The organism is Acidovorax sp. (assembly GCF_034519795.1).
Taxonomy (GTDB): Bacteria; Pseudomonadota; Gammaproteobacteria; order Burkholderiales; family Burkholderiaceae_C; genus Acidovorax.
Window position 1 is genome coordinate 39,449 of record NZ_JAXHOB010000016.1, and the last position, 18,180, is coordinate 57,628.

Genomic DNA, 18,180 nt, shown 5'->3' on the forward strand with positions numbered 1-18,180 from the left:
TGGGCGGATGTTGGCTTGTTACAACATTGGATGCAGCAGGCAGGCCTCGCCAACTAGCGCGCGGTAGTTGTGATCCGCGTCACGCCCCGTCCGGTGGGATGCTTGCTACACTTCATCCCAAGTTGGCTAGGCATTGCTCTTGATCACTGGCATTTTTTTAAAAGTGCGTGTGATAATGCCAGAGCAAACTTGTAAAGATGGGGCTGAACTGGCACGCACGGCAGGCAAGCGTGGTGCAAGAACACAGGGTGGCCTTGCTTTAGCAACTTGTTTTCATTTCTTAACTGTGAATAGGAACGTTCCAAATGCCTAAACAAATCTTCGGCGCTGAGTCGGTTGTTACCACCCTGAACCGCGCGTTCAACGACATCTCCCCATCGAACGCCACGTTCAACAACCAAGTGGCTGCTGCTGGCACCACCACCGACAGCCAAATGGCTTTCGCGAAGCAATACGGCGCTGGCTTCGCTGGCCAAACCGCTGACGCTCTGTCGACGCTGATCCTGGGCAACCTGGGCGTGCTGCCCAACGCAGCCCTGCAAACCGCACTGAAGGACTACATCACGGCGGCTGGCGTTGCCAACATCGGTATCATCGCTCTGCAACTGGGCGACATCCTGTCGGGCCTGGAAAACGCTACCGGCGACCAAGCTGGTTTCAAGGCCGCTGCCGTGGCATGGAACAACGAAGTCACCGCTGCCTACAACTACTCGTCGAACCCAGCCAACGTCACGCCTTCGGACGCAGGTCCTGTGACCACGCCCGGCACGACGTTCACGCTGACCGCTGGCGCTGACAGCCTGTCGCCTACCAGTGCTGAAGCTGCGAAGAAGACCACGTCGGGCAACGACACGTTCCGCGGCGACGTGGCCGCCAACGTGCTGGAAACCATCGACAGCATCGACGGTGGCGCCGGTACCGACACGCTGAACGCTCTGCTGAACGCCAGCACCGCTAAGCCAGTTCTGTCCAACATCGAAATCCTGAACCTGACCACGGTGACGGCTGCTTCGACGCTGGAACTGGGCGATGCCTCCGGTCTGCAACAAGTGTGGTTCAAGGGCACTGCAACTTCCGTAGACCTGACGGTCAACGACGTTGCTCTGACCTCCACCGTTGGCCTGACCGGCACGTACAACGCCACCACCGACGCCACGTTCGTGTTCAAGGGCGCCACCGGCACCAACGACACCGCTACCGTCGCTGTGCAAGAAGCCGCGTTCACCGCTGGTGACAAGGTGACCATTGCCGCCATCGAAAACCTGAACCTGGTTGTGTCGGATCTGGCTTCGACTGCTGGCACCAATGTTTCCACGATCGGTGCCCTGGTTGTTGCCAACACCAAGAACATCGTCGCCACCGGCACGGTCGGCACGCTGACCATCGGTAACCATGCTGATGCCAACTTCACCGCACTGAAGACCTTCGACGCTTCCGGCCTGAAGGGCAACCTGGTTCTGGACCTGGCCACGGGTACCGACCCAACGACCGGCGTGACCATCCTGGCTTCCAGCGGCGGCACCAACACCATCACGATGAGCGCCACGGCCGGTCAAACCGACGTGATCAAGTTCGTGGCTGGTAACGTGTCCACCGTGAACAAGCTGACGACGGTTACCGGTTTCGACTTCGCCGCTGACAAGCTGGACGTTGCTGCCTTCGCCCTGGGCGCTGACACCACCGTCGGTTCCACCGCCGTGAATGTTGCTGGTGACATCGCTGGTTTCTTCAGCGGCACCGCACGTGTCGTGCTGAACGACACCACCGACACCGTGTACGTTGACGTGAACAAGGACGGCAACTTCAACGCTGGCACTGACCTGGCCCTGGTGCTGACCGGCGCAACTGCTGCCACCTTCACCGCTGCTGACCTGACCCTGGCTTAATTGCCAGTCAGCGTCACCCTAAGCAATTAGGGTAGGTGCCAAAACCCCGCCGCTCCCTGAGCGGTGGGGTTTTTTTTTGCCACAATGGGTTCTTCTTCGCGGGTGATATATAGCCGCAGCCGGGCTGAACATTCGGGTGGGGTGCATGGTGTTCTGCCACTGCCTTGTCGGCCCTTCCATTACTTGCCCCCAAACTGTTGATAGAGGAGTTGCGCTACATGTCAGACTGGACCGCCGGCTACGTCGCCGAAATTGGATATACCTTTGGTTATTACGCCGAGCTCAATCCGCTGCGATTGAAGCTTCTGTTTCTGAACCAGGGATTGGTAATGCCGGAGGTGGGCGCTGCCTGCGAACTAGGCTTTGGGCAGGGGCTCAGCGCCAATTTCCATGCGGCGGCCAGCGTGACGACATGGCACGGGACGGACTTCAACCCCTCCCAGGCGGGGTTTGCGCGTGACCTAGCGAATGTGGCAGGCACCGATGCAAAGCTGTACGACGAAGCCTTTGCAGAGTTTGCGGCCCGTGAGGATCTGCCCCAGTTCGACTACATCGGGCTGCACGGCATCTGGACCTGGGTGAGCAATGAAAACAGGGCCTTCATCGTTGAATTCATCCGCACGCGCCTGAAGGTGGGGGGGGTGGTCTATATCAGCTACAACACCCAGCCGGGCTGGGGGGCCTTTGCACCCATGCGCCATTTGCTGTGCCTTCATGCGCAAATTGCCGGCGCGGTGGGGCAGGGAACCATGGGGCGCGTCGATGGTGCCTTTGAGTTTGCCGACAAACTGTTGGCCACCAATCCCATCTATGCCCAGGCCAATCCGAAGGTGGCAGACCGATTCAAGACCGTGAAAGGGCAGAACCGCCACTATGTGGCGCACGAGTACTTCAATCGCGACTGGTTGCCCATGCACTTTGGCGATGTGGCCGATTGGCTGGAGACCGCCAAGCTACAATTTGCTTGTTCTGCCCATCCGATGGACCATGTGGAGGGCTTCAGCATGACAGGCGAGCAGCAAGAGTTGCTCAGGTCGATTGGCAACCCCATTCTTCGCGAAAGTACCCGGGATTTCATCACCAACCAGCAATTTCGCCGGGACTACTGGGTCAAGGGCCGCCGTACGCTCAGTGCGGTCGAGCGCATGGAAGCGCTTCTTGAGCAAAGAATGGTGCTGGTGGCTGAGCGTGCGTCTGTCGCCCTGAAGGTGCCTGGACCCGCGGGGGAGGCACAGCTGAACGAGAGTATCTACAAGCCGCTGCTGGACCTGATGGCTGACCACAAGCCGCGCACACTGGGGCAAATTCAAGCGGCCTTGAAGGAGCAAGGAATCGATTTCGGCCAGATCCTCCAGTCCGCAATCGTGCTTTCAGGGCTGGGTCACTTCGCTGCGGTGCAAAGTGATGCCGTGATCGCCAAGGTGCGCAAGCAGACTGAAAAAATCAACCTCCACCTCATGCGAAAAGCCCGGGGTGACGACGAGGTGGAGTTTCTGGCAAGCCCTGTCACGGGCGGGGGCGTGTCCGTGGCGAAGTTCCAGCAACTGTTCTTGCTGGCGCTGGCGCAGGGCAAGAAGCAGCCTGAGGAGTGGGCTGCATTTGTCTGGGCCGTGGTCAAGGCGCAAGGGCGAAGGCTGGTCAAGGATGGCCAAGCACTGGTGACCGACGAAGAGAATATCGCTGAACTGGTGGAACAGGCCAATACCTTCGTGCAAAAGCGACTGCCTATGCTAAAGGCATTGATGATTGCCTGACATACCGGCCATGTGGCAAGCCATTGCCCAGTGCCTGTGGCCGCTCGGGGTGATTGGGCGGCCGCATATATGCGCAAGGTTCCGATGCGGACTCAATCGAATGAACATGGTGCGAACGGGCTCTCTGCCCGTTCCTCACAATGGTTCAAAGAATGGAGCTACCCCATGGGACGTCATTTCACATCGGCCACCGAAACCCCGCACCAGGCGGTTTCGCTCATGGCCGAAAGCGCCATCGGCGCGGGCGACTACGCGAGACTCGGTGTGGGTGGATATGTGCGGCGAGCGGCTGATGGCGTGCCATTGGCGCTGCAAAATTCATCGAGTGGCGTGACCGCCCTGGTACCCGCCACACTGGTGGACGGCGGGAGCGGTGCATGGGGGCGCACCAGTTTCAATGGGCAATTTTTTCGCTCTGTTCTCGCGCTCGGCAGCGGACGGTTCGCAGTGGTCTTCAGCGGCAATGGCTCGCAGGCCGATACCGGCGTGAACCTGCGGCTCTACAACCCCATGCGGGTACCCGTATCGCCGCGCGTGGTGGTGGCATCCGCCACCGGGGTGGTGGGTACGCGCCTGGCGCGCGCGGGTGCCGACCACATTGCCGTGGCCTGGACGGAGGGGGCGGTACTCAAACTGGCCATCCATTCTGCAGGCAGCGGCGCGGTGGTGGCTTCCGAAACCACCGTGGCCACGCTGGCCAGCAGTGATGTCCAGGGGTGGAACCTGGCCGCCCTTTCAGGTGGTGATTTCGTGCTGGCCTATGGCAAAAGTGGTGGCAGCGACCTGGTCTTCAGGCGCTTCAATGCCGCTGGCGTGTTGCAGGGCGGCGAGACCGTGGTGGAAGCGGGTGCATCGCCGGCCTTTGTGGGGGTGCTGGCCCTCAGGGTGGGAGGCTTTGTGGTGCACCACTACCGGTACGCATCCGGCACGGCATACAAGTTCGCGCGCTTTTCCGCCGATGGCTCGCAGCAGGGTGCGCTGACCACCCTGGCAGCTGGCTCGCCCAACCGCTCCGTGAGCCCCTCCGAGCGCAACGCCATGGAGTTGACCAATGGCCATCTGGTCTTTGTCGATCCATCCAGCAATACCAGTGCGGCGGTGCGTCTGTACGATGCGGCGGGCAATTACCTTTCCACATTGGCCGTGGCCACGGGGGCTGCGGGCATGCCCAATACCGTGTGCATGTGCCCGCGCCAGTTCGGCGGTTTCTGGTTGACCGTGGGCGGGCAGTTGTATGAGTACGACAATGCCGGCATCAGCCTGCGGCAGTCACTGTTGGCACCCACACAGCCCTTCATGCTGTTCGACCGGGCGGGAACCGGGCCATTGATGGCGGTGCATACTGTGGGCAGTGGGTTCACCACACACCTCTACAGCTGGAATGCCGACCTGAGCGCGATAGAAAGCACGCTCGTGTTGAGCACCTCCAGCTCGTACCCCTTGTCCTACGCCTGGACCGAGGTGCTCTCCAGCGGCATGCTGGTCAGCGTGGCCTGCGGGCAGCCCTCGTCGGGCGCCGCGCAGCTCCATGTCACCATTCCGCAAGCGTCTTCCATTCTGGGCATTGCGCAAGAGGCGGCGCTTCCGGGCGCCATGGTGCGTGTGGCCACGGCGGGCAAGTTCGCAACCACGCAGTCGTTCACCAGCCCGGCATTCGACCGGCGCAGCGCCACGCCGCCGGGTACCCGCGGTGTCGCCATTGGCAACACGGCCATCCTGGGTGGACTCAGCGACTGAACACGCCTCACCGGGGGTTGCCGAGCGATGAGCGCCATTCGGGGGTGGGCGCCACCCCGAATGGCCATCGCGCGCGGTGCCTGAAGGCCGAGGTGGCCGGTCGCGGCAACCGAAAATCAACAGCAGGATGCTGCAAAGCGGTATCACCCAAAGGTGGGGTGATGGAAAGCATCCATTGCGCGGGCGTGTGCCAGGCTACGCGCTATGCTCTGCGCGTTTCCCTCATCTTGGAGCTGTGTGATGCCCGCGACCGTTGTCCTCTCTGCCGAACTCGAAGTCAGCATTCTGAACCGTGCGTTCAACGACCAGTCGCCTTCGAGCACGGTTTTCTACCAGCAGAAGATGGCCGCCGGTTTCACTCCGCAAAGCTGGCAGGACTATGCCTTCCAGTTCGGCGCCAACTACCAGCACCTGTCGTCGGGGGCCCTGGCGCTGAAGATCGTGACCAACATGGGGATGGGGAACGACATTGGCCTGCAAGGCGCGCTGGTCTCGTACCTCGACGCCGTGGGCAAGGAGAACGTGGGCATCGTCGCCGTGCAACTGGGCCACCTTCTGCTCGGCCTGGAAAACGCCACCGGCGACATGGCTGTCTACAACGCCCCCGCAGCAGCATGGGCCAAGGAGATCGCAGAGTCGTACATGTACTCGACCAACTCGGCCAACGGCGTCCCTTCGCCCAAGGGCACCCCTGCAGGCGCTGCAGCCTGGAGCTCGGCGGCGGAGCACCCGCAAATTGACGACGCTGCCATGGTGCAATTGGTGGGCGTGGGCGGCGACGCCGGGCCTTTGCTGGTCTGATACCAATTTGCGTTAAAAATATAGAGATCACCCATCTGAACCCGGTCATTGATTGAGTTCTGCCGGGATTCGATTCGAGTGCCACGAGGCCCTTGGTCAATGCTGCTTCGACCGCATCAAGATCTGCGAAGACATGGTTGGCAAAACAGTCCACGTGCGCAGCCTCCCCAGGTGCTCTGCCGGATTGAGTTCCGGGCTGTAGGGCGGCAGGTAGATCAGCCGCATGTTGTCTGGCACAGTCAATTCGCCCGCCAGGTGCCAGCCCGCCTGGTCCATGACCATCATGATGAATTGCTCAGCGTGGCGCTGGGCGACCTCGGCCACGTGGCTGTGGTCCAGCCAAGCAATTGAGCAATCTCATACGGATTGGCCTTCAACCGTATAACGTCGTTGGTTCGCCTTGCCGTGCTACAGCACTGTCTGCGGTTCCCTTCTAGCTATACGATCGAATGCAAATCCGTATCAGTGGCCGAACTGCCCGGCGTGGCACGGATCGGCACGCACTGGATGCGCTGGTACTGCGAATGGCTGCGGGCCTGCTTGAGCCGGGCTGCCAGGCGCGCCACGGTCGCTTTATTGTCAGTGATCAGGCTCATCATCCACGGCGCTTTGAAGTTCGTGGATTGATGTCATAAATTTATTGCACGCAATTTGGTATCGGGCCCTTTCGGGGGCGTACTGGCCTGCGGAGCGCCGGCTTTCGCTGCTGAGGAATCTGCCAGCGTCTTGCGGTGTCAGTAACTTCTGCCGCCCTTGTACATGGCATGCTGGCGGCGCTGCAGTGTGGCGGCCTCGCCCAGGCGGCCCATGGCGGCGCCGGCGTGGGCGTGGGTGATGGCCATGCCCAGGCCGTCGGCGGCATCGGTGCCGGGCAGGCCGGGCAGGCTCAGCAGGCGGCGCACCATCTCCTGCACCTGGCTCTTGGCGGCGCGGCCGTGGCCGACCACGGCTTTCTTCATCTGCAGCGCGGTGTACTCGGCCACGGGCAGGTTGCTGGCCACCAGGGCGGTGATGCAGGCGCCGCGCGCCTGGCCCAGCAGCAGGGTCGACTGCGGGTTCACGTTGACGAAGACGATCTCGACCGACGAGGTGTCGGGCTCATAGCGGGCCACCACTTCGCTGATGCCGTCGAACAGCATCTTCAGGCGCCCGGGCAGGTCGCCCAGGGCCAGCGTGGTGGTGCGGATGGTGCCGCTGGCCACGTAGCTGAGCCGGTGGCCGTCCATGTCCACCACGCCGAAGCCGGTGGTCTGCAGGCCGGGGTCGATGCCCAGGATTCTCATAGTCCGAAGTACCAGCGCACTGAGTGGAAGAATACCGGGGCGGCAAAGCACAGCGCATCCACCCGGTCGAGCAGGCCGCCCGCGCCGGTGACCGACATGCCCTGCATGCCCCAGCTGGTGATGCCGCGGTCGCGCTTGAGCGCCTTCATCACCAGGTGCCCCAGGCTGCCGGCCACGCAGGCCAGCAGGGCCATGCCCAGCGCCTGGCCGGGCTTGAAGGGGGTGATGAAAGAGAGCAGGCCGCCCACCAGGCCGCCCACGGCCACGCCGGCCAGCCAGCTCACCCACTGGAAGCTCTGGCTCACCTGCGGTGCCACCGGCTTGTGCGGAAAGCGCCGGCCCAGCAGGTGCTGCACCACCATGCAGGTCTGCACCACGAACACCAGGAAGAACACCAGGAAGGCGCCCTTGTCCTTGTAGCCCGGAAAGTCGAGCAGCAGCAGCGCCGGCACATGGCTCATGCCGTAGACGCAGACCATGATGCCCCACTGCAGCTTGGCATTGCGCTCCAGGAAGCGCTGCGGGTCGTTGGCCAGCGCGCTCACCACCGGCAGCGCCAGGAACACGTAGACCGGTATGAACACCGTGAACAGGTCGAAATGCCGGCTGCCCACGATCCAGAACTGCAGCGGCAGCACCACGAAGAAGGCCAGCACCAGGCTGCGGTGGTCGCCCCGGCGCGTGGGCGATAGCGTGATGAACTCGCGCAGCGCGAAAAAGCCCACGATGGCGAACAGCACGGTGGCCACCGTATCGCCCAGCGCCCAGCCCACCCAGAACACGGTCGCCATCGCCCACGAAGTCTTGAGCAGGCCCCAGAAGCGCTTGGCTTCGAGCGCATCAGCTTCCGCCTGCGGGTCATCGTTGGACTGCTCGCGCAGCATGCGCACATAGGCCCAGATGGTGACGATGGACAGCAGGCCGAACACCACGAGGAACAGGGCACCGATCTGCTGGGTGGCCGTCAGGTTGCGCAGGAAAGCGTTCATCTCACACCTCCCTCAAGGCGATGACCGCGCGCCGGGCGCGGTCGAGAAAAGGGCGGCGATCTTCGTCCGGCGCCAGCTCGATCGGCGCGCCGAAGGTCACCGAGCACAGGATGGGCACGGGCACCACTTCACCCTTGGGCATCACGCGCTGCACGTTGTTGATCCAGGCCGGCACCAGCACCACCTGCGGGAACATCTGCGCCAGCTTGTACAGGCCGGACTTGAAGGGCTGGGGCTCCTCGCCATGGCCGCGCGTGCCTTCGGGGAAGATCACGATGGAGTCACCGCTCTCCAGCGCCTTCACCAGCGGCGCCAGCGGATCGCCCTCGGGCAGCGCGGCGCGCAGTTCCTCGGGGGTCGGGGGCCTGGGCGGTGCCTCGGGTGCCGGGTCGGGCCCGCCGGCGGAGGCGGTTTCTGTTTCGGGCAGGGCCGGGGTACCTGGTGGGGGCTCCACAGCGGCCGGGCGTGCCGGGGTGGCCTGGCGGTCCACATACACCGCATTGAACACGGCGGTGGTGATCCATTGGCGAAACGGCGTCTTGGTCCAGTAGTCCTTGGCAGCGATCGGGCGGGTGATGCTGCGCAGCTCCTCGGGCAGCGCCGCCCAGATCAGCACCATGTCGGCATGGCTCTGGTGGTTGGCGAAGTAGATGCGCTGCTCCGCCTTGGGCGGGCAACCATACCAGCGGGCCTGGGAGCCGGTCAGGAACCGCACTATTCCCAGAAGGAGGAGACTCATCAACTTGGCAAGCATGGCGCGGATGATACGGGCGAACCCGTGCGCCCCTGCCGAGCCGGTAGCCGCCCGCCAGCCTGCTGGCGCGGCAGTTGGCCCCCGGCTGCAGCGCGACAGTATCATCCGGGCGCACGCTGCTCCATGAAAAAGCCCCAAGTCTTCACCGTCCACGATGTCGCCCGCATGGCCGGTGTGTCCGCCATGACGGTGTCGCGCGCCTTGAACCATCCCGAGCGGGTGGCACCCGCCACGCTGCTCAAGGTGCGCGAAGTGGTGCGCCAGACGGGCTTTGTGCCCAACGGCATGGCGGGTGGCCTGCGCTCCTCGCGCGCCCGGCTGGTGGCCGCGGTGCTGCCGACGCTGACGGGCCCGGTGTTCCAGGAAACCGTGCGCGCGCTGAACCAGGCCCTGGACGAGCGCGGCTACCAGCTGATGATCGGCCAGAGTGGCTACGACGCCTCGCGCGAGGATGCGCTGCTCGACGCCATCATCCGGCGCAGGCCCGATGGCATCGTGCTGACCGGCATCATGCATTCCGTAGAGGGCCGGCGCCAGCTGCTGGCCACGGGCATTCCGGTGGTCGAGACCTGGGACCTGACGCCCACCCCCATCGACATGCTGGTGGGTTTCTCCCACGAAGGCATCGGCGAGGCGGTCTGCCAATTCCTGCACCAGCGCGGCTACCGGCAGCCCTTGCTGCTCGGCGCCAACGATGACCGGGCGCGCCTGCGCATGGGCGGGTTCCGGCGCGCGGCCCGAGAGCTGGGCTTCGCGGCCGAGGTGCCTGCGGTGCTGGTGCCCGCGCCCACCACGCTGGGTTCGGGGCGCAGCGGGCTGGTGGCGGCGCTGGCCGCTCACCCCGGGACCGATGCGGTGTTCTGCAGCTCGGACATGCTGGCCCTGGGGGTGCTGATCGAGGCCCAGGCGCGCGGCCTGTCGGTGCCGCAGCAACTGGCCGTCGTGGGCCTGGGTGACCTGGAGTTCGCCGCCAGCCTGCAGCCGGCCCTGACCACGGTGCGCATCGACGGCACGCGCATCGGACGGACGGCCGCGCAGTTCATCGATGACCGCGCGGAAGGCCGCACGGTCGACCAACCGATCATCGACATCGGTTTCGAGATCGTCTCGCGCGCGAGCGCATGACACCCTGGCGCATCCCCGTGCCACCCTGTACGCACACAGCCACGAAGCGGTGCAGGAGGCGCGCAGACAGCGCCGGGCTGTGGCAATAAAACACCAGGGTTGCGCGCTGTTCTTGAAAACACCGGCGCTCGCACGTAGCATTCGCCCTCTTTCAAAAATCCTCACCCTCGAGACCGACATGCCCCGCACCTCCCGTTCCTGCTGAACGACACGCCACACGAAGCCCGCGGCCTCAAGCCCCGGGTCATGCCACTCGTGTGGGCATGCGGGCAAGCCAGCCAGTTCCCCTGTCGCACGCCGTGCGCACGGCCCCTGAACTGCCTGCCTTGATCCAGCCCTCCATGGTCACCTGCTGACCTTCTGCGTCGTCTTCGGCCCCTGTCCCAGGCCTTGCTGCCTGGTTCCCTGCCTGCCGGAGAATTCCATGACGCACACCTTTTTGCACAACCGCGATCTCGCGAAATACCCCCGTACGCCCCATCTGCAGGGCTCGCGCTACCAGCCCGGTGACAAGGGCGAACCCGTTGCGTATGCCGAGCTGCTGGGCAAAACCCTCGTGGTGGAGGAAAAGCTCGACGCCGCCAACGCCGGCCTGAGCTTCGATGCCGCAGGCCAGTTGCTGCTGCAGTCGCGCGGCCACTACCTCGACGTGGACCGACTGGGCGGCCGCGAACGCCAGTTCAACCTGTTCAAGCAATGGGCGCGGGCGCACGAAGGCCGGCTGCTCGACGTGCTGGAAGACCGCTATGTGGTGTACGGCGAGTTCATGCACGCCAAGCACTCGGTCTACTACGACGCGTTGCCGCACCTGTTCTGCGAGTTCGACATCTGGGACCGCCGCGCCCAGGCATTCCTCGACACGCCCGCGCGGCATGCCCTGCTGGCGGGTGTACCGGTGGTGTCGGTGCCCGTGCTCCATGCGGGGCTTGCGCCACGGCGTATCCAGGATTTGCAGGCCCTGGTGGCACCTTCGCTCGCACGCAGTGCCCAGTGGCGCGCCGCGTTCGAGGAGGAGGTCGCACGCCAGGGGCTTGACCTGGCACTGTGCTGGCAGCAGACCGACCGGTCCGAGCTGGCCGAGGGCCTGTACATCAAGGTGGAGGAGGGCGGTCGGACCGTGGGGCGCTTCAAGCTCGTGCGGCCGGACTTCATCCAGACCATCCTCGATTCGCAGTCGCACCACAGCGAGCGCCCGGTCATCCCCAACCGCCTGCGTGCGGGCGTGGACCTGTTCGGCCCCGAGGTCGACAAGCGCTGGCCCATGGCGGGCGGCGGGCGCCTCTGAACCCCAGCGGCGGGCAAGGCCCGCCCAGGAGAATCCCATGACGACATTTCAATGGAAAAATGTGCAGGGCCTGGTCCCTGCCGCAGGCGGCGCGCCCGATCTGGCCGCTTGCCTGGAGGCCTTTCCGCAACTGCGGCTGGCCGCGACCACGCCGCAGGACCCCGTGTTCCACGCCGAGGGCGATGTATGGACCCACACGGCCATGGTGCTGCGCTGCCTGCTGGACAGCGCGGACTACGCCGCGCTTGCGCGCGCCGACCAGGAGGTCGTGTTCCTCGCCGCACTGCTGCACGACGTGGCCAAGTGCAGCACCACGGTGGTGGACGAGGCCACGGGCCGCATCTCGCAGCCTGGTCACTCGCGCAAGGGGGCCATCGACGCGCGCATCGCGCTGTGGGATGCGGGCGCGCCGCTGGCCGCGCGCGAGGCCATCTGCCGGCTGATCGCCGTGCACCAGGTGCCGTTCTTCGCACTGGAAACCTCGCGCAAGGGCACCTCGCCCGAGTTCACCGTGCGCCAGCTGTCCTGGCAGGTGGACCTGCACCTCCTGGCCCTGTTGGCCGAGGCGGACATGCGCGGGCGCATCTGCCCTGACCCGCAGCGCACGCTCGATGCCATCGAGCTGTTCCGCGAACTGGCGCGCGAGGAGAACTGCTACGGCCAGCCGCGCACCTTTGCCGATGCGCACACGGCGCTCAGCTACTTTCGCGGGGCCAGCGTTCACCCCGACTACGCCCTGCACCAGGAGCCCGGCTCCCGGGTGGTGGTGATGTCGGGCCTGCCGGCTTCAGGCAAGGACACCTGGGTGGCCACCCACCACCCCCGGCTGCCCGTGGTGTCGTTCGACGATGCGCGCGCTCAGCTGGGCCTGCGCCATGGCAAGAACGAGGGCATGGTGGCCCACCACGCGGTGGAACAGGCCAAGGCCTTGTTGCGGGCGCACGAACCCTTCGTGTGGAACGCCACCCACCTGTCGGACCAGATGCGTGCCAAGACACTGGACCTGTGCCTGGCCTACCACGCCGAAGTGGAGATCGTGTACCTGGAGCAGCCCCGCGCAGAGGTGCTGGCACGCAACCAGCGGCGCGATACGTCGCTGACCAACAAGCGCCTGCTGGAGATGCTGTTGCGCTGGGAGGTGCCGCTGCCCACCGAGGCGCACAGGGTGCGTTACGCGGGGTAGCGACGGGACGCTGTCCTGTGCTGGGTCAGGGCAGCTCCGCGCTGTTCATCCGGGCCAGAATGGTCCGCGTTCGCCCCGCGAGGTAGGCCGACCCGGGCGTCTTCTCGAAGCGCTTGGGGGCGGGCAGCATCACGGCCAGGCGGGCCGCCTCGCCGGGTGCGAGGCGGTTGGCGCTCTTGCGAAAGTAGTGCTGGGCGGCGGCCTCGGCACCGAACACGCCCTCGCCCCATTCCACGCTGTTGAGGTAGATCTCCAGGATGCGCTCCTTGCTCAGCAGTTGCTCCAGCAGCAGCGTGAGCGCGAACTCCTGCCCCTTGCGCAGCAGGGTGCGCTCGCCCGAGAGCAGCAGGTTCTTGGCCAGTTGCTGGGTGATGGTGGAGCCGCCCCGGATCTTGGGCGCGCGCTGGGGTTTTTCAGGCGCCCGGTTCTGGGCCTTGGCGGCCTGGGCTTCGGCCTTGGCATTGCGCTCCCAGGCTTTTTCGATGGCAGCCCAGTCCACGCCGTCATGGTTGGCAAAACCGTCGTCCTCCGAGGCGATCACGGCGCGCTTCAAATGGTCGGAGATATCGCCATAGGGCATCCACTGCTGGCGCCAGCGCACCTGGCCGCTGCTGGCCAGTTGCACCCAGGCCTCGGAGCGCTGAAAGCTGGTGGATTCGGGGTTCACCACCACCATGGCCGCGATGCGCAGCACGAAGAACAGCTGCAGTGCCACGGCGGCAAACACCACCAGGCCCAGCCAGCGCAGCACGGCTTTCATGTGCGGGTTCTCTTTTCCTGGCCGGGGTTCAGTGCGGGGGCTGCAGCGCCAGTTGCGACTGCAGCTCGGCCAGCACCTGGGCCGAGGGTGGGCGCACGCCGCGCCAGAAGGCGAAGGCCTCGGCTGCCTGCTCCACCAGCATGCCCAGGCCGTCGCGCGGCACCGCCCCATGGGCGGCAGCCCAGTCCAGGAAGCCCTGGGCCGCAGGGCCATACATCATGTCGTAGGCCAGGCCGCTGGGGCGCAGCACGCTGGCCGCCACGGGCACGGCGTCACCCGCCAGGCTGCTGGCCGTGGCGTTGATGACCACGTCGAAGTCGCCGGTCACGGCATCCAGGGTGCTGGCCGCAAGCCGCGCGCCGAGCTGTGTGGCCAGGGCCTGGTGCGACTGCACCAGCGCCTGGGCCTTGGCCAGGGTGCGGTTGGCAAGGGCGATGTGGCGCGCACCAGCCTGCAGCAGCGGGCCCAGCACGCCGGCCGCCGCGCCGCCTGCGCCCACCAGCAGCACGTCGCGGCCCTGCAAGGCCACGCCGGCATTGCGCGTGATGTCGGCCACCAGGCCCAGGCCATCGGTGTTGTCGGCGTGGATGCTGCCGTCCGGGCGAAACGCCAGGGTGTTGGCCGCGCCGGCCAGTTGCACGCGCTCGCTGCACTGTGTGGCCAGCAGGGGTGCCTCGATCTTGAACGGCACGGTGACATTGCAGCCACGCCCGCCCTGGGCCGCAAATGCACGCACCCCCTGGGCAAACCCGTCGAGTGCGACCAGCCGGCGCTCGTAGGCCAGGCGCTCGCCGGTCAGTTCGGCAAAGCGGGCGTGGATGGCCGGTGAGCGGCTGTGCGCCACCGGGTTGCCCATCACGCAATACAAGTCAGTAGCTTGGCTCATCTCAGTTATCCATAGCGCTCACGCCACCCGCGACGCATGCAACTGGCGCGGCCCACGCCAGCGTCCCCGTGCAAGGGCCGCCCCGCCGCACTGGGGGCGTCCCCCTCCCGACTCGCGCAGCGAGTCGAGAGAGGGGTGAAGGCGCGAAGCGCCTCAGGGGGTGCTTCATTTCTAGCGAACGGTGGTTTCCAGCGTCTGGTCGCGGGTGAAGCGAAAGCGCGCCACCATGGCGATCTGGTCGGCCTTGGCGCGCATTTCCTGGTTGAAGGCGCCGAACGGTCCGGCGGCGCGGGCGATGGCCTCGGCGCGGCGGTCGAGCGTGGCGTTGCCCGAACCCTGGACCACCTCGGTCTCGAGCACGCGACCATCGTGGTTCACCGTGACGATCATCGTCAGCTCGCCATAGAGTTTGCGGCCAGCCTGCTCGGGAAAGTTCTCGGTGCCCTTGTCCTCGACCTTTCGGCGCAGCGCGTCGTAGTAGATGGCATAGGCCTCTTCGCGCGTGGCGGGGCTGATGTAGCGCTTCTTGGGGCGCGAGTTCTCTTCGTTGATGCGCTTTTCGATCTCGGCCAGCAGCTTGACCAGCTGGCGGCGCTTTTCGTCCTGCGCAGCCTGCTCACCGCTCTGGCTGGGCTTGCGCGGATCGGGGGGCGGCATGGTGGCCAGTTGCTTGCGCAGCTGGGTCAGGAGCTGGGTCTGCTGCTCCTGCATCGCGTCCATCTTGCGCTGGGCTTCCTCGAAATCGTCCCCCAGGGCGGTCAGCGCCGAGTAGGGCAGGGGGCTGGTGGCCCGGCCCTTTTCCGCATCGCCGCCGCCGGCCAGGTTGGCCTGGGCGATGGCTTGGGCCTTCTCGGGGCGCTCGTTGGACTTGGCATTGACCAGGATGACTTCGAGCGGCGTGTCCTCGAACACGCGGTTGAAGCCCTCCGGGTCGATGAAGCGCACGGTGATGAGCGCCGCATGCACGGCAATCGAGATGCCGAGCGCAAGCTGCAGCGTGCTGAAGGTGCGGAGGAAGGCGGGCAGTTTCACGGCGTCAGATTATCAGCGCTGGCGGGCGCTTCGGCTTCGTTCATGTCCACGGCAATGGCGATCGGGCCGGCCACGGTCTCGTCGTCCTCCTCCGCCGCCTCGTCGGCACCGGCCTCGGGTTCGTCGCTGTCCAGGCGTTCCAGCACCGTGCCATGGATGTCCAGCGTGATCTCGTCGATCTCGCCGAGCTTCACGCGCAGACGCGCACCGCGCGGCAGGTTCTGCGCGCCCAGCACCGGGAACACCAGCGGAATGTCGTCCGCCCGCACCAGGAAGCTGCCGCCCGGGCCTTCCTTGAAGACCGTGGCGGTCAGCTCGGTCAGGCCGTTCTGCTGCACGTACTTGAGCGTCCAGAAGCGCTCCATGCCGGCCTGGTAGCCGTTGTAGGCGCTGTAGGCGCCGTCGAAGCTGCTGATGATGGAGAACAGGTCGGCGTCCTTGGGCTTGAACGGCGCCGCCAGCGCCGCCGTCTTGCCGTGGCGCGCGCAGGCAATGATCTGCCACTGGTTCACGAGGTCGGTGTAGCGGCGCAGCGGCGAGGTGGCCCAGGAATAGCTTTTCACGCCGATGCCCGCATGCGGCAGCGCCTTGGTGCCCATGCGCACCTTCACGCCCGGGGCCATGCTGGCCTGGCTGCGGTAGATGCCGGGCACGCCGAGCTCGGCCATCCAGCTGCCCCAGGTGCTGTTGGCCACGATGGCGGCCTCGGCCACGATCAGGTCCAGCGGGGCACCGCGCTGGCGCGTGGTGATCTGCACCGTCTCCGAACCATTGGGCTCGCCGCGGTCATTGCCCACCAGGCGGAAGTTGTAGTCCGGCCGGTTGAAGTTCTCGGGCTTGCCGCGCACCACCTCGCGCTGCGCCTTCAGGCTCTTGGCCAGGCGGAACAGGAAGGACAGTTCGCTGCGCAACTGTGCCACGCGCTCCGGCGTGCCTTCTACCTGCACGGCAGGGTCGGTCAGCCAGGCCTCGGTCACGATGTGGTCAAGCTGGTCGTGGCGCAGGTTGGCCACCACCGGCACGCGCTCCAGGCGCGTTTCGGTGGCCAGGATCTCCAGCGTGGTCTCGTTGACCGTGACGTACAGCGACACGGCAGGGTTGGCCCGCCCTTCGTCCAGCGTGTAGATCTGCACCACTTCGTCGGGCAGCATGGTGATCTTGTAGCCCGGCATGTACACCGTGGACAGGCGGGCGCGGCCCAACTGGTCGATGGCGCTGCCCGGCTGCACGGCCAGGCCGGGCGCGGCGATGTGGATGCCCAGCACCACGGTGCCCGTGCCCAGGCCCTGCACGGAGAGCGCATCGTCGATTTCCGTGGTCTGCGAATCGTCGATGGAATAGGCCTGCACCGTGGCCAGCGGCAGGTCGTCCGGCGGCTGGGGGGCGGTCATGGCGGGGAAGCCCGTGCCCTTGGGGAAGTTCTCGAACAAAAAGCGCTTCCAGTGGAACTGGTAGGCCGAGTCGATGGCGCCGGCCTTTTGCAGCAGGTCCAGCGGGGCGGTGTGCGTAGCGCGGCTGGCGTCGACCACGGCCTTGTACTCGGGCGCGTTCTTGTCCGGCTTGAACAGGATCTTGTAGAGCTGGTCGCGGATGGGCTGCGGGCATTCGCCCCGGGCGAGGGCCGCAGCCCATTCGTCGATCTGCGCCAGCACGGCCTTTTTCTTCTCGATGGCGGCCAGCGCCTGCTGCAGGATCTCGGCCGGTGCCTTCTTGAAGCGGCCCTTGCCCGCGCGGCGGAAGTAGTGCGGCGCCTCGTACAGGCGAAACAGCGCACCGGCCTGCTGGACCAGCGTGGCGTTCTCGGAGAAATAGTCGCGCGCCAGATCGGCAAAGCCGAAATCGTCCTCGGGCGCGAATTCCCAGGCCAGGTCCAGCTCGATGGTCTCGGCCACGGCCTGCGCCTGGGCCACCAGCTCGGCCGGAGCGGGTTTTTCGAACTTCAACAGAACGTTGGCGGCCTTGACCTTGACCCGCTTGCCCGAATCGAGCTCGACTTGGGCCGAGCTCTCGGCCTCGGACAGGATACGGCCGGCCATGAACTTGCCGGCTTCTTCAAACAATGCATGCATGGGCGGCATTCTCCCATGGGGCGCGGCCCCTTCCGGCAGGCAGGGGGCAGAAGGGGTCAGGATCCGGCCGGGCCGGTGCACTCCAAAGGCGTGGCAATGGCGGGGATGTTCGTGGCGTTCGTTCCCTGGGCGGTCATCTTGTCCGGCACCTTGGCCTTGCCGCAGACCCAGGCAATGGGTACCTGGGGGAAATCCGGGACGATGGCCGGGCGCAGGGTCAGGATCTTGCCCGCGATGGCCTTGTTGGCCTTGTTGCCGTAGACGATGTTCACCGCTCCGCCGGTCACGGTGACCTTGGCCACGTGGGTGCCGACGATGCGGTCATCGGGCGGCAGGTTGGCGGCGGCATTGTCGGCGGGCATGGTCTTCTTGAGCGCGTAGTGCACGGCCACCGCCTGCTTGACGAACTCGACCATGGCCTGGCCCTCCTTCACCTGGGTGCGCAGCATTCGGTCCTGGTACGAGGGCAGGGCCATCAGGGCCAGGACGGCCACGACGGCGACGACCATCATCATCTCGATCATCGTGAAGCCCCGGAGGCGGTGCAAGAAGTTGGGGCGCTGCGGGTGGTTCATGGCGTGGGTGCAAGACCCGGTCAGGGGTGCTGCTGCAAGGGCGGAAATGAAGGCAAATATA

At 65.6% G+C, this 18,180-nt stretch carries 16 protein-coding genes and 1 pseudogene; 7 read left to right on the forward strand and 10 right to left on the reverse strand.

Features of this window, described 5'->3' with window-relative positions; all coding sequences use genetic code 11:
* Window positions 1-305: 305 nt before the first annotated feature.
* The 4 genes from U5N23_RS20695 to U5N23_RS20710 all read left to right on the forward strand — a co-directional run bounded on the left by U5N23_RS20695 (window position 306) and on the right by U5N23_RS20710 (window position 6,178).
* Window positions 306-1,886, forward strand: coding sequence for a hypothetical protein (locus U5N23_RS20695; protein ID WP_322594625.1), 1,581 nt, complete (start codon window positions 306-308; stop codon window positions 1,884-1,886).
* 218 nt (window positions 1,887-2,104) lie between these two features.
* Window positions 2,105-3,640 (forward strand): methyltransferase regulatory domain-containing protein, encoded by a 1,536-nt coding sequence (locus tag U5N23_RS20700; RefSeq protein WP_322594626.1) that lies wholly within the window; start codon window positions 2,105-2,107, stop codon window positions 3,638-3,640.
* A gap of 165 nt (window positions 3,641-3,805) precedes the next feature.
* Window positions 3,806-5,377: a hypothetical protein gene (locus U5N23_RS20705; RefSeq protein WP_322594627.1), complete on the forward strand. Its 1,572-nt coding sequence runs from the start codon at window positions 3,806-3,808 to the stop codon at window positions 5,375-5,377.
* Between the two features lie 240 nt (window positions 5,378-5,617).
* Window positions 5,618-6,178 carry a hypothetical protein gene (locus tag U5N23_RS20710; RefSeq protein ID WP_322594628.1) on the forward strand — a complete coding sequence of 187 codons (561 nt, stop codon included), beginning with the start codon at window positions 5,618-5,620 and terminating at the stop codon, window positions 6,176-6,178.
* A gap of 168 nt (window positions 6,179-6,346) precedes the next feature.
* Here the strand turns inward: U5N23_RS20710 and U5N23_RS20715 are convergent.
* The 5 genes and pseudogenes from U5N23_RS20715 to U5N23_RS20735 form a co-directional block, all read right to left on the reverse strand.
* Window positions 6,347-6,526: pseudogene (locus U5N23_RS20715) on the reverse strand (transposase); the annotation flags it as partial.
* Between the two features lie 89 nt (window positions 6,527-6,615).
* Window positions 6,616-6,774, reverse strand: a complete 159-nt coding sequence (locus U5N23_RS20720) for a hypothetical protein (protein WP_322594629.1) — start codon at window positions 6,772-6,774, stop codon at window positions 6,616-6,618.
* Window positions 6,775-6,912: 138 nt separating this feature from the next.
* Window positions 6,913-7,461, reverse strand: coding sequence for a crossover junction endodeoxyribonuclease RuvC (ruvC, locus tag U5N23_RS20725; protein ID WP_322594630.1), 549 nt, complete (start codon window positions 7,459-7,461; stop codon window positions 6,913-6,915).
* Window positions 7,458-8,450, reverse strand: coding sequence for a phosphatidate cytidylyltransferase (locus U5N23_RS20730; RefSeq protein WP_322594631.1), 993 nt, complete (start codon window positions 8,448-8,450; stop codon window positions 7,458-7,460). The genes ruvC and U5N23_RS20730 overlap by 4 nt, the downstream gene beginning before the upstream one ends.
* Before the next feature lies 1 nt (window position 8,451).
* Window positions 8,452-9,204 carry a lysophospholipid acyltransferase family protein gene (locus U5N23_RS20735; protein ID WP_322594632.1) on the reverse strand — a complete coding sequence of 251 codons (753 nt, stop codon included), beginning with the start codon at window positions 9,202-9,204 and terminating at the stop codon, window positions 8,452-8,454.
* A gap of 123 nt (window positions 9,205-9,327) precedes the next feature.
* Here U5N23_RS20735 and U5N23_RS20740 point away from each other — a divergent pair, with 123 nt between their 5' ends.
* From U5N23_RS20740 to U5N23_RS20750, 3 genes are all read left to right on the forward strand, one after another.
* Window positions 9,328-10,329, forward strand: coding sequence for a LacI family DNA-binding transcriptional regulator (locus U5N23_RS20740; protein ID WP_322594633.1), 1,002 nt, complete (start codon window positions 9,328-9,330; stop codon window positions 10,327-10,329).
* Between the two features lie 424 nt (window positions 10,330-10,753).
* Window positions 10,754-11,614, forward strand: a complete 861-nt coding sequence (locus U5N23_RS20745) for an RNA ligase family protein (RefSeq protein WP_322594634.1) — start codon at window positions 10,754-10,756, stop codon at window positions 11,612-11,614.
* A 37-nt stretch (window positions 11,615-11,651) separates the two neighbouring features.
* On the forward strand, window positions 11,652-12,797 hold the full coding sequence (locus U5N23_RS20750) for an AAA family ATPase (RefSeq protein WP_322594635.1): 1,146 nt from the start codon (window positions 11,652-11,654) through the stop codon (window positions 12,795-12,797).
* Window positions 12,798-12,822: 25 nt separating this feature from the next.
* Here the strand turns inward: U5N23_RS20750 and mtgA are convergent, their stop codons facing one another.
* From mtgA to U5N23_RS20775, 5 genes are all read right to left on the reverse strand, one after another.
* Window positions 12,823-13,557, reverse strand: coding sequence for a monofunctional biosynthetic peptidoglycan transglycosylase (gene mtgA / locus U5N23_RS20755; protein ID WP_322594636.1), 735 nt, complete (start codon window positions 13,555-13,557; stop codon window positions 12,823-12,825).
* Between the two features lie 28 nt (window positions 13,558-13,585).
* Window positions 13,586-14,443 carry a shikimate dehydrogenase gene (gene aroE, locus U5N23_RS20760; protein ID WP_322594637.1) on the reverse strand — a complete coding sequence of 286 codons (858 nt, stop codon included), beginning with the start codon at window positions 14,441-14,443 and terminating at the stop codon, window positions 13,586-13,588.
* A gap of 171 nt (window positions 14,444-14,614) precedes the next feature.
* A complete protein-coding gene (locus U5N23_RS20765; RefSeq protein ID WP_322594638.1) occupies window positions 14,615-15,475 on the reverse strand; it encodes a TonB family protein in 861 nt (286 codons plus the stop codon).
* Entirely contained in the window at window positions 15,472-17,544 is a 2,073-nt protein-coding gene (locus U5N23_RS20770; protein ID WP_322594639.1) for a ribonuclease catalytic domain-containing protein, read from the reverse strand. The genes U5N23_RS20765 and U5N23_RS20770 overlap by 4 nt, the downstream gene beginning before the upstream one ends.
* 56 nt (window positions 17,545-17,600) lie before the next feature.
* Window positions 17,601-18,119, reverse strand: coding sequence for a pilin (locus U5N23_RS20775; RefSeq protein ID WP_322594640.1), 519 nt, complete (start codon window positions 18,117-18,119; stop codon window positions 17,601-17,603).
* Window positions 18,120-18,180: the final 61 nt, after the last annotated feature.

Bases quoted from the DNA above. Each gene is read 5' to 3' on its own strand.
- U5N23_RS20695 (WP_322594625.1), top strand. From the start codon at position 306: ATGCCTAAACAAATCTTCGGCGCTGAGTCGGTTGTTACCACCCTGAAC.
- U5N23_RS20700 (WP_322594626.1), top strand. From the start codon at position 2,105: ATGTCAGACTGGACCGCCGGCTACGTCGCCGAAATTGGATATACCTTT.
- U5N23_RS20705 (WP_322594627.1), top strand. From the start codon at position 3,806: ATGGGACGTCATTTCACATCGGCCACCGAAACCCCGCACCAGGCGGTT.
- U5N23_RS20710 (WP_322594628.1), top strand. From the start codon at position 5,618: ATGCCCGCGACCGTTGTCCTCTCTGCCGAACTCGAAGTCAGCATTCTG.
- U5N23_RS20720 (WP_322594629.1), bottom strand. From the start codon at position 6,774: ATGAGCCTGATCACTGACAATAAAGCGACCGTGGCGCGCCTGGCAGCC.
- ruvC (WP_322594630.1), bottom strand. From the start codon at position 7,461: ATGAGAATCCTGGGCATCGACCCCGGCCTGCAGACCACCGGCTTCGGC.
- U5N23_RS20730 (WP_322594631.1), bottom strand. From the start codon at position 8,450: ATGAACGCTTTCCTGCGCAACCTGACGGCCACCCAGCAGATCGGTGCC.
- U5N23_RS20735 (WP_322594632.1), bottom strand. From the start codon at position 9,204: ATGCTTGCCAAGTTGATGAGTCTCCTCCTTCTGGGAATAGTGCGGTTC.
- U5N23_RS20740 (WP_322594633.1), top strand. From the start codon at position 9,328: ATGAAAAAGCCCCAAGTCTTCACCGTCCACGATGTCGCCCGCATGGCC.
- U5N23_RS20745 (WP_322594634.1), top strand. From the start codon at position 10,754: ATGACGCACACCTTTTTGCACAACCGCGATCTCGCGAAATACCCCCGT.
- U5N23_RS20750 (WP_322594635.1), top strand. From the start codon at position 11,652: ATGACGACATTTCAATGGAAAAATGTGCAGGGCCTGGTCCCTGCCGCA.
- mtgA (WP_322594636.1), bottom strand. From the start codon at position 13,557: ATGAAAGCCGTGCTGCGCTGGCTGGGCCTGGTGGTGTTTGCCGCCGTG.
- aroE (WP_322594637.1), bottom strand. From the start codon at position 14,443: ATGAGCCAAGCTACTGACTTGTATTGCGTGATGGGCAACCCGGTGGCG.
- U5N23_RS20770 (WP_322594639.1), bottom strand. From the start codon at position 17,544: ATGCATGCATTGTTTGAAGAAGCCGGCAAGTTCATGGCCGGCCGTATC.
- U5N23_RS20775 (WP_322594640.1), bottom strand. From the start codon at position 18,119: ATGAACCACCCGCAGCGCCCCAACTTCTTGCACCGCCTCCGGGGCTTC.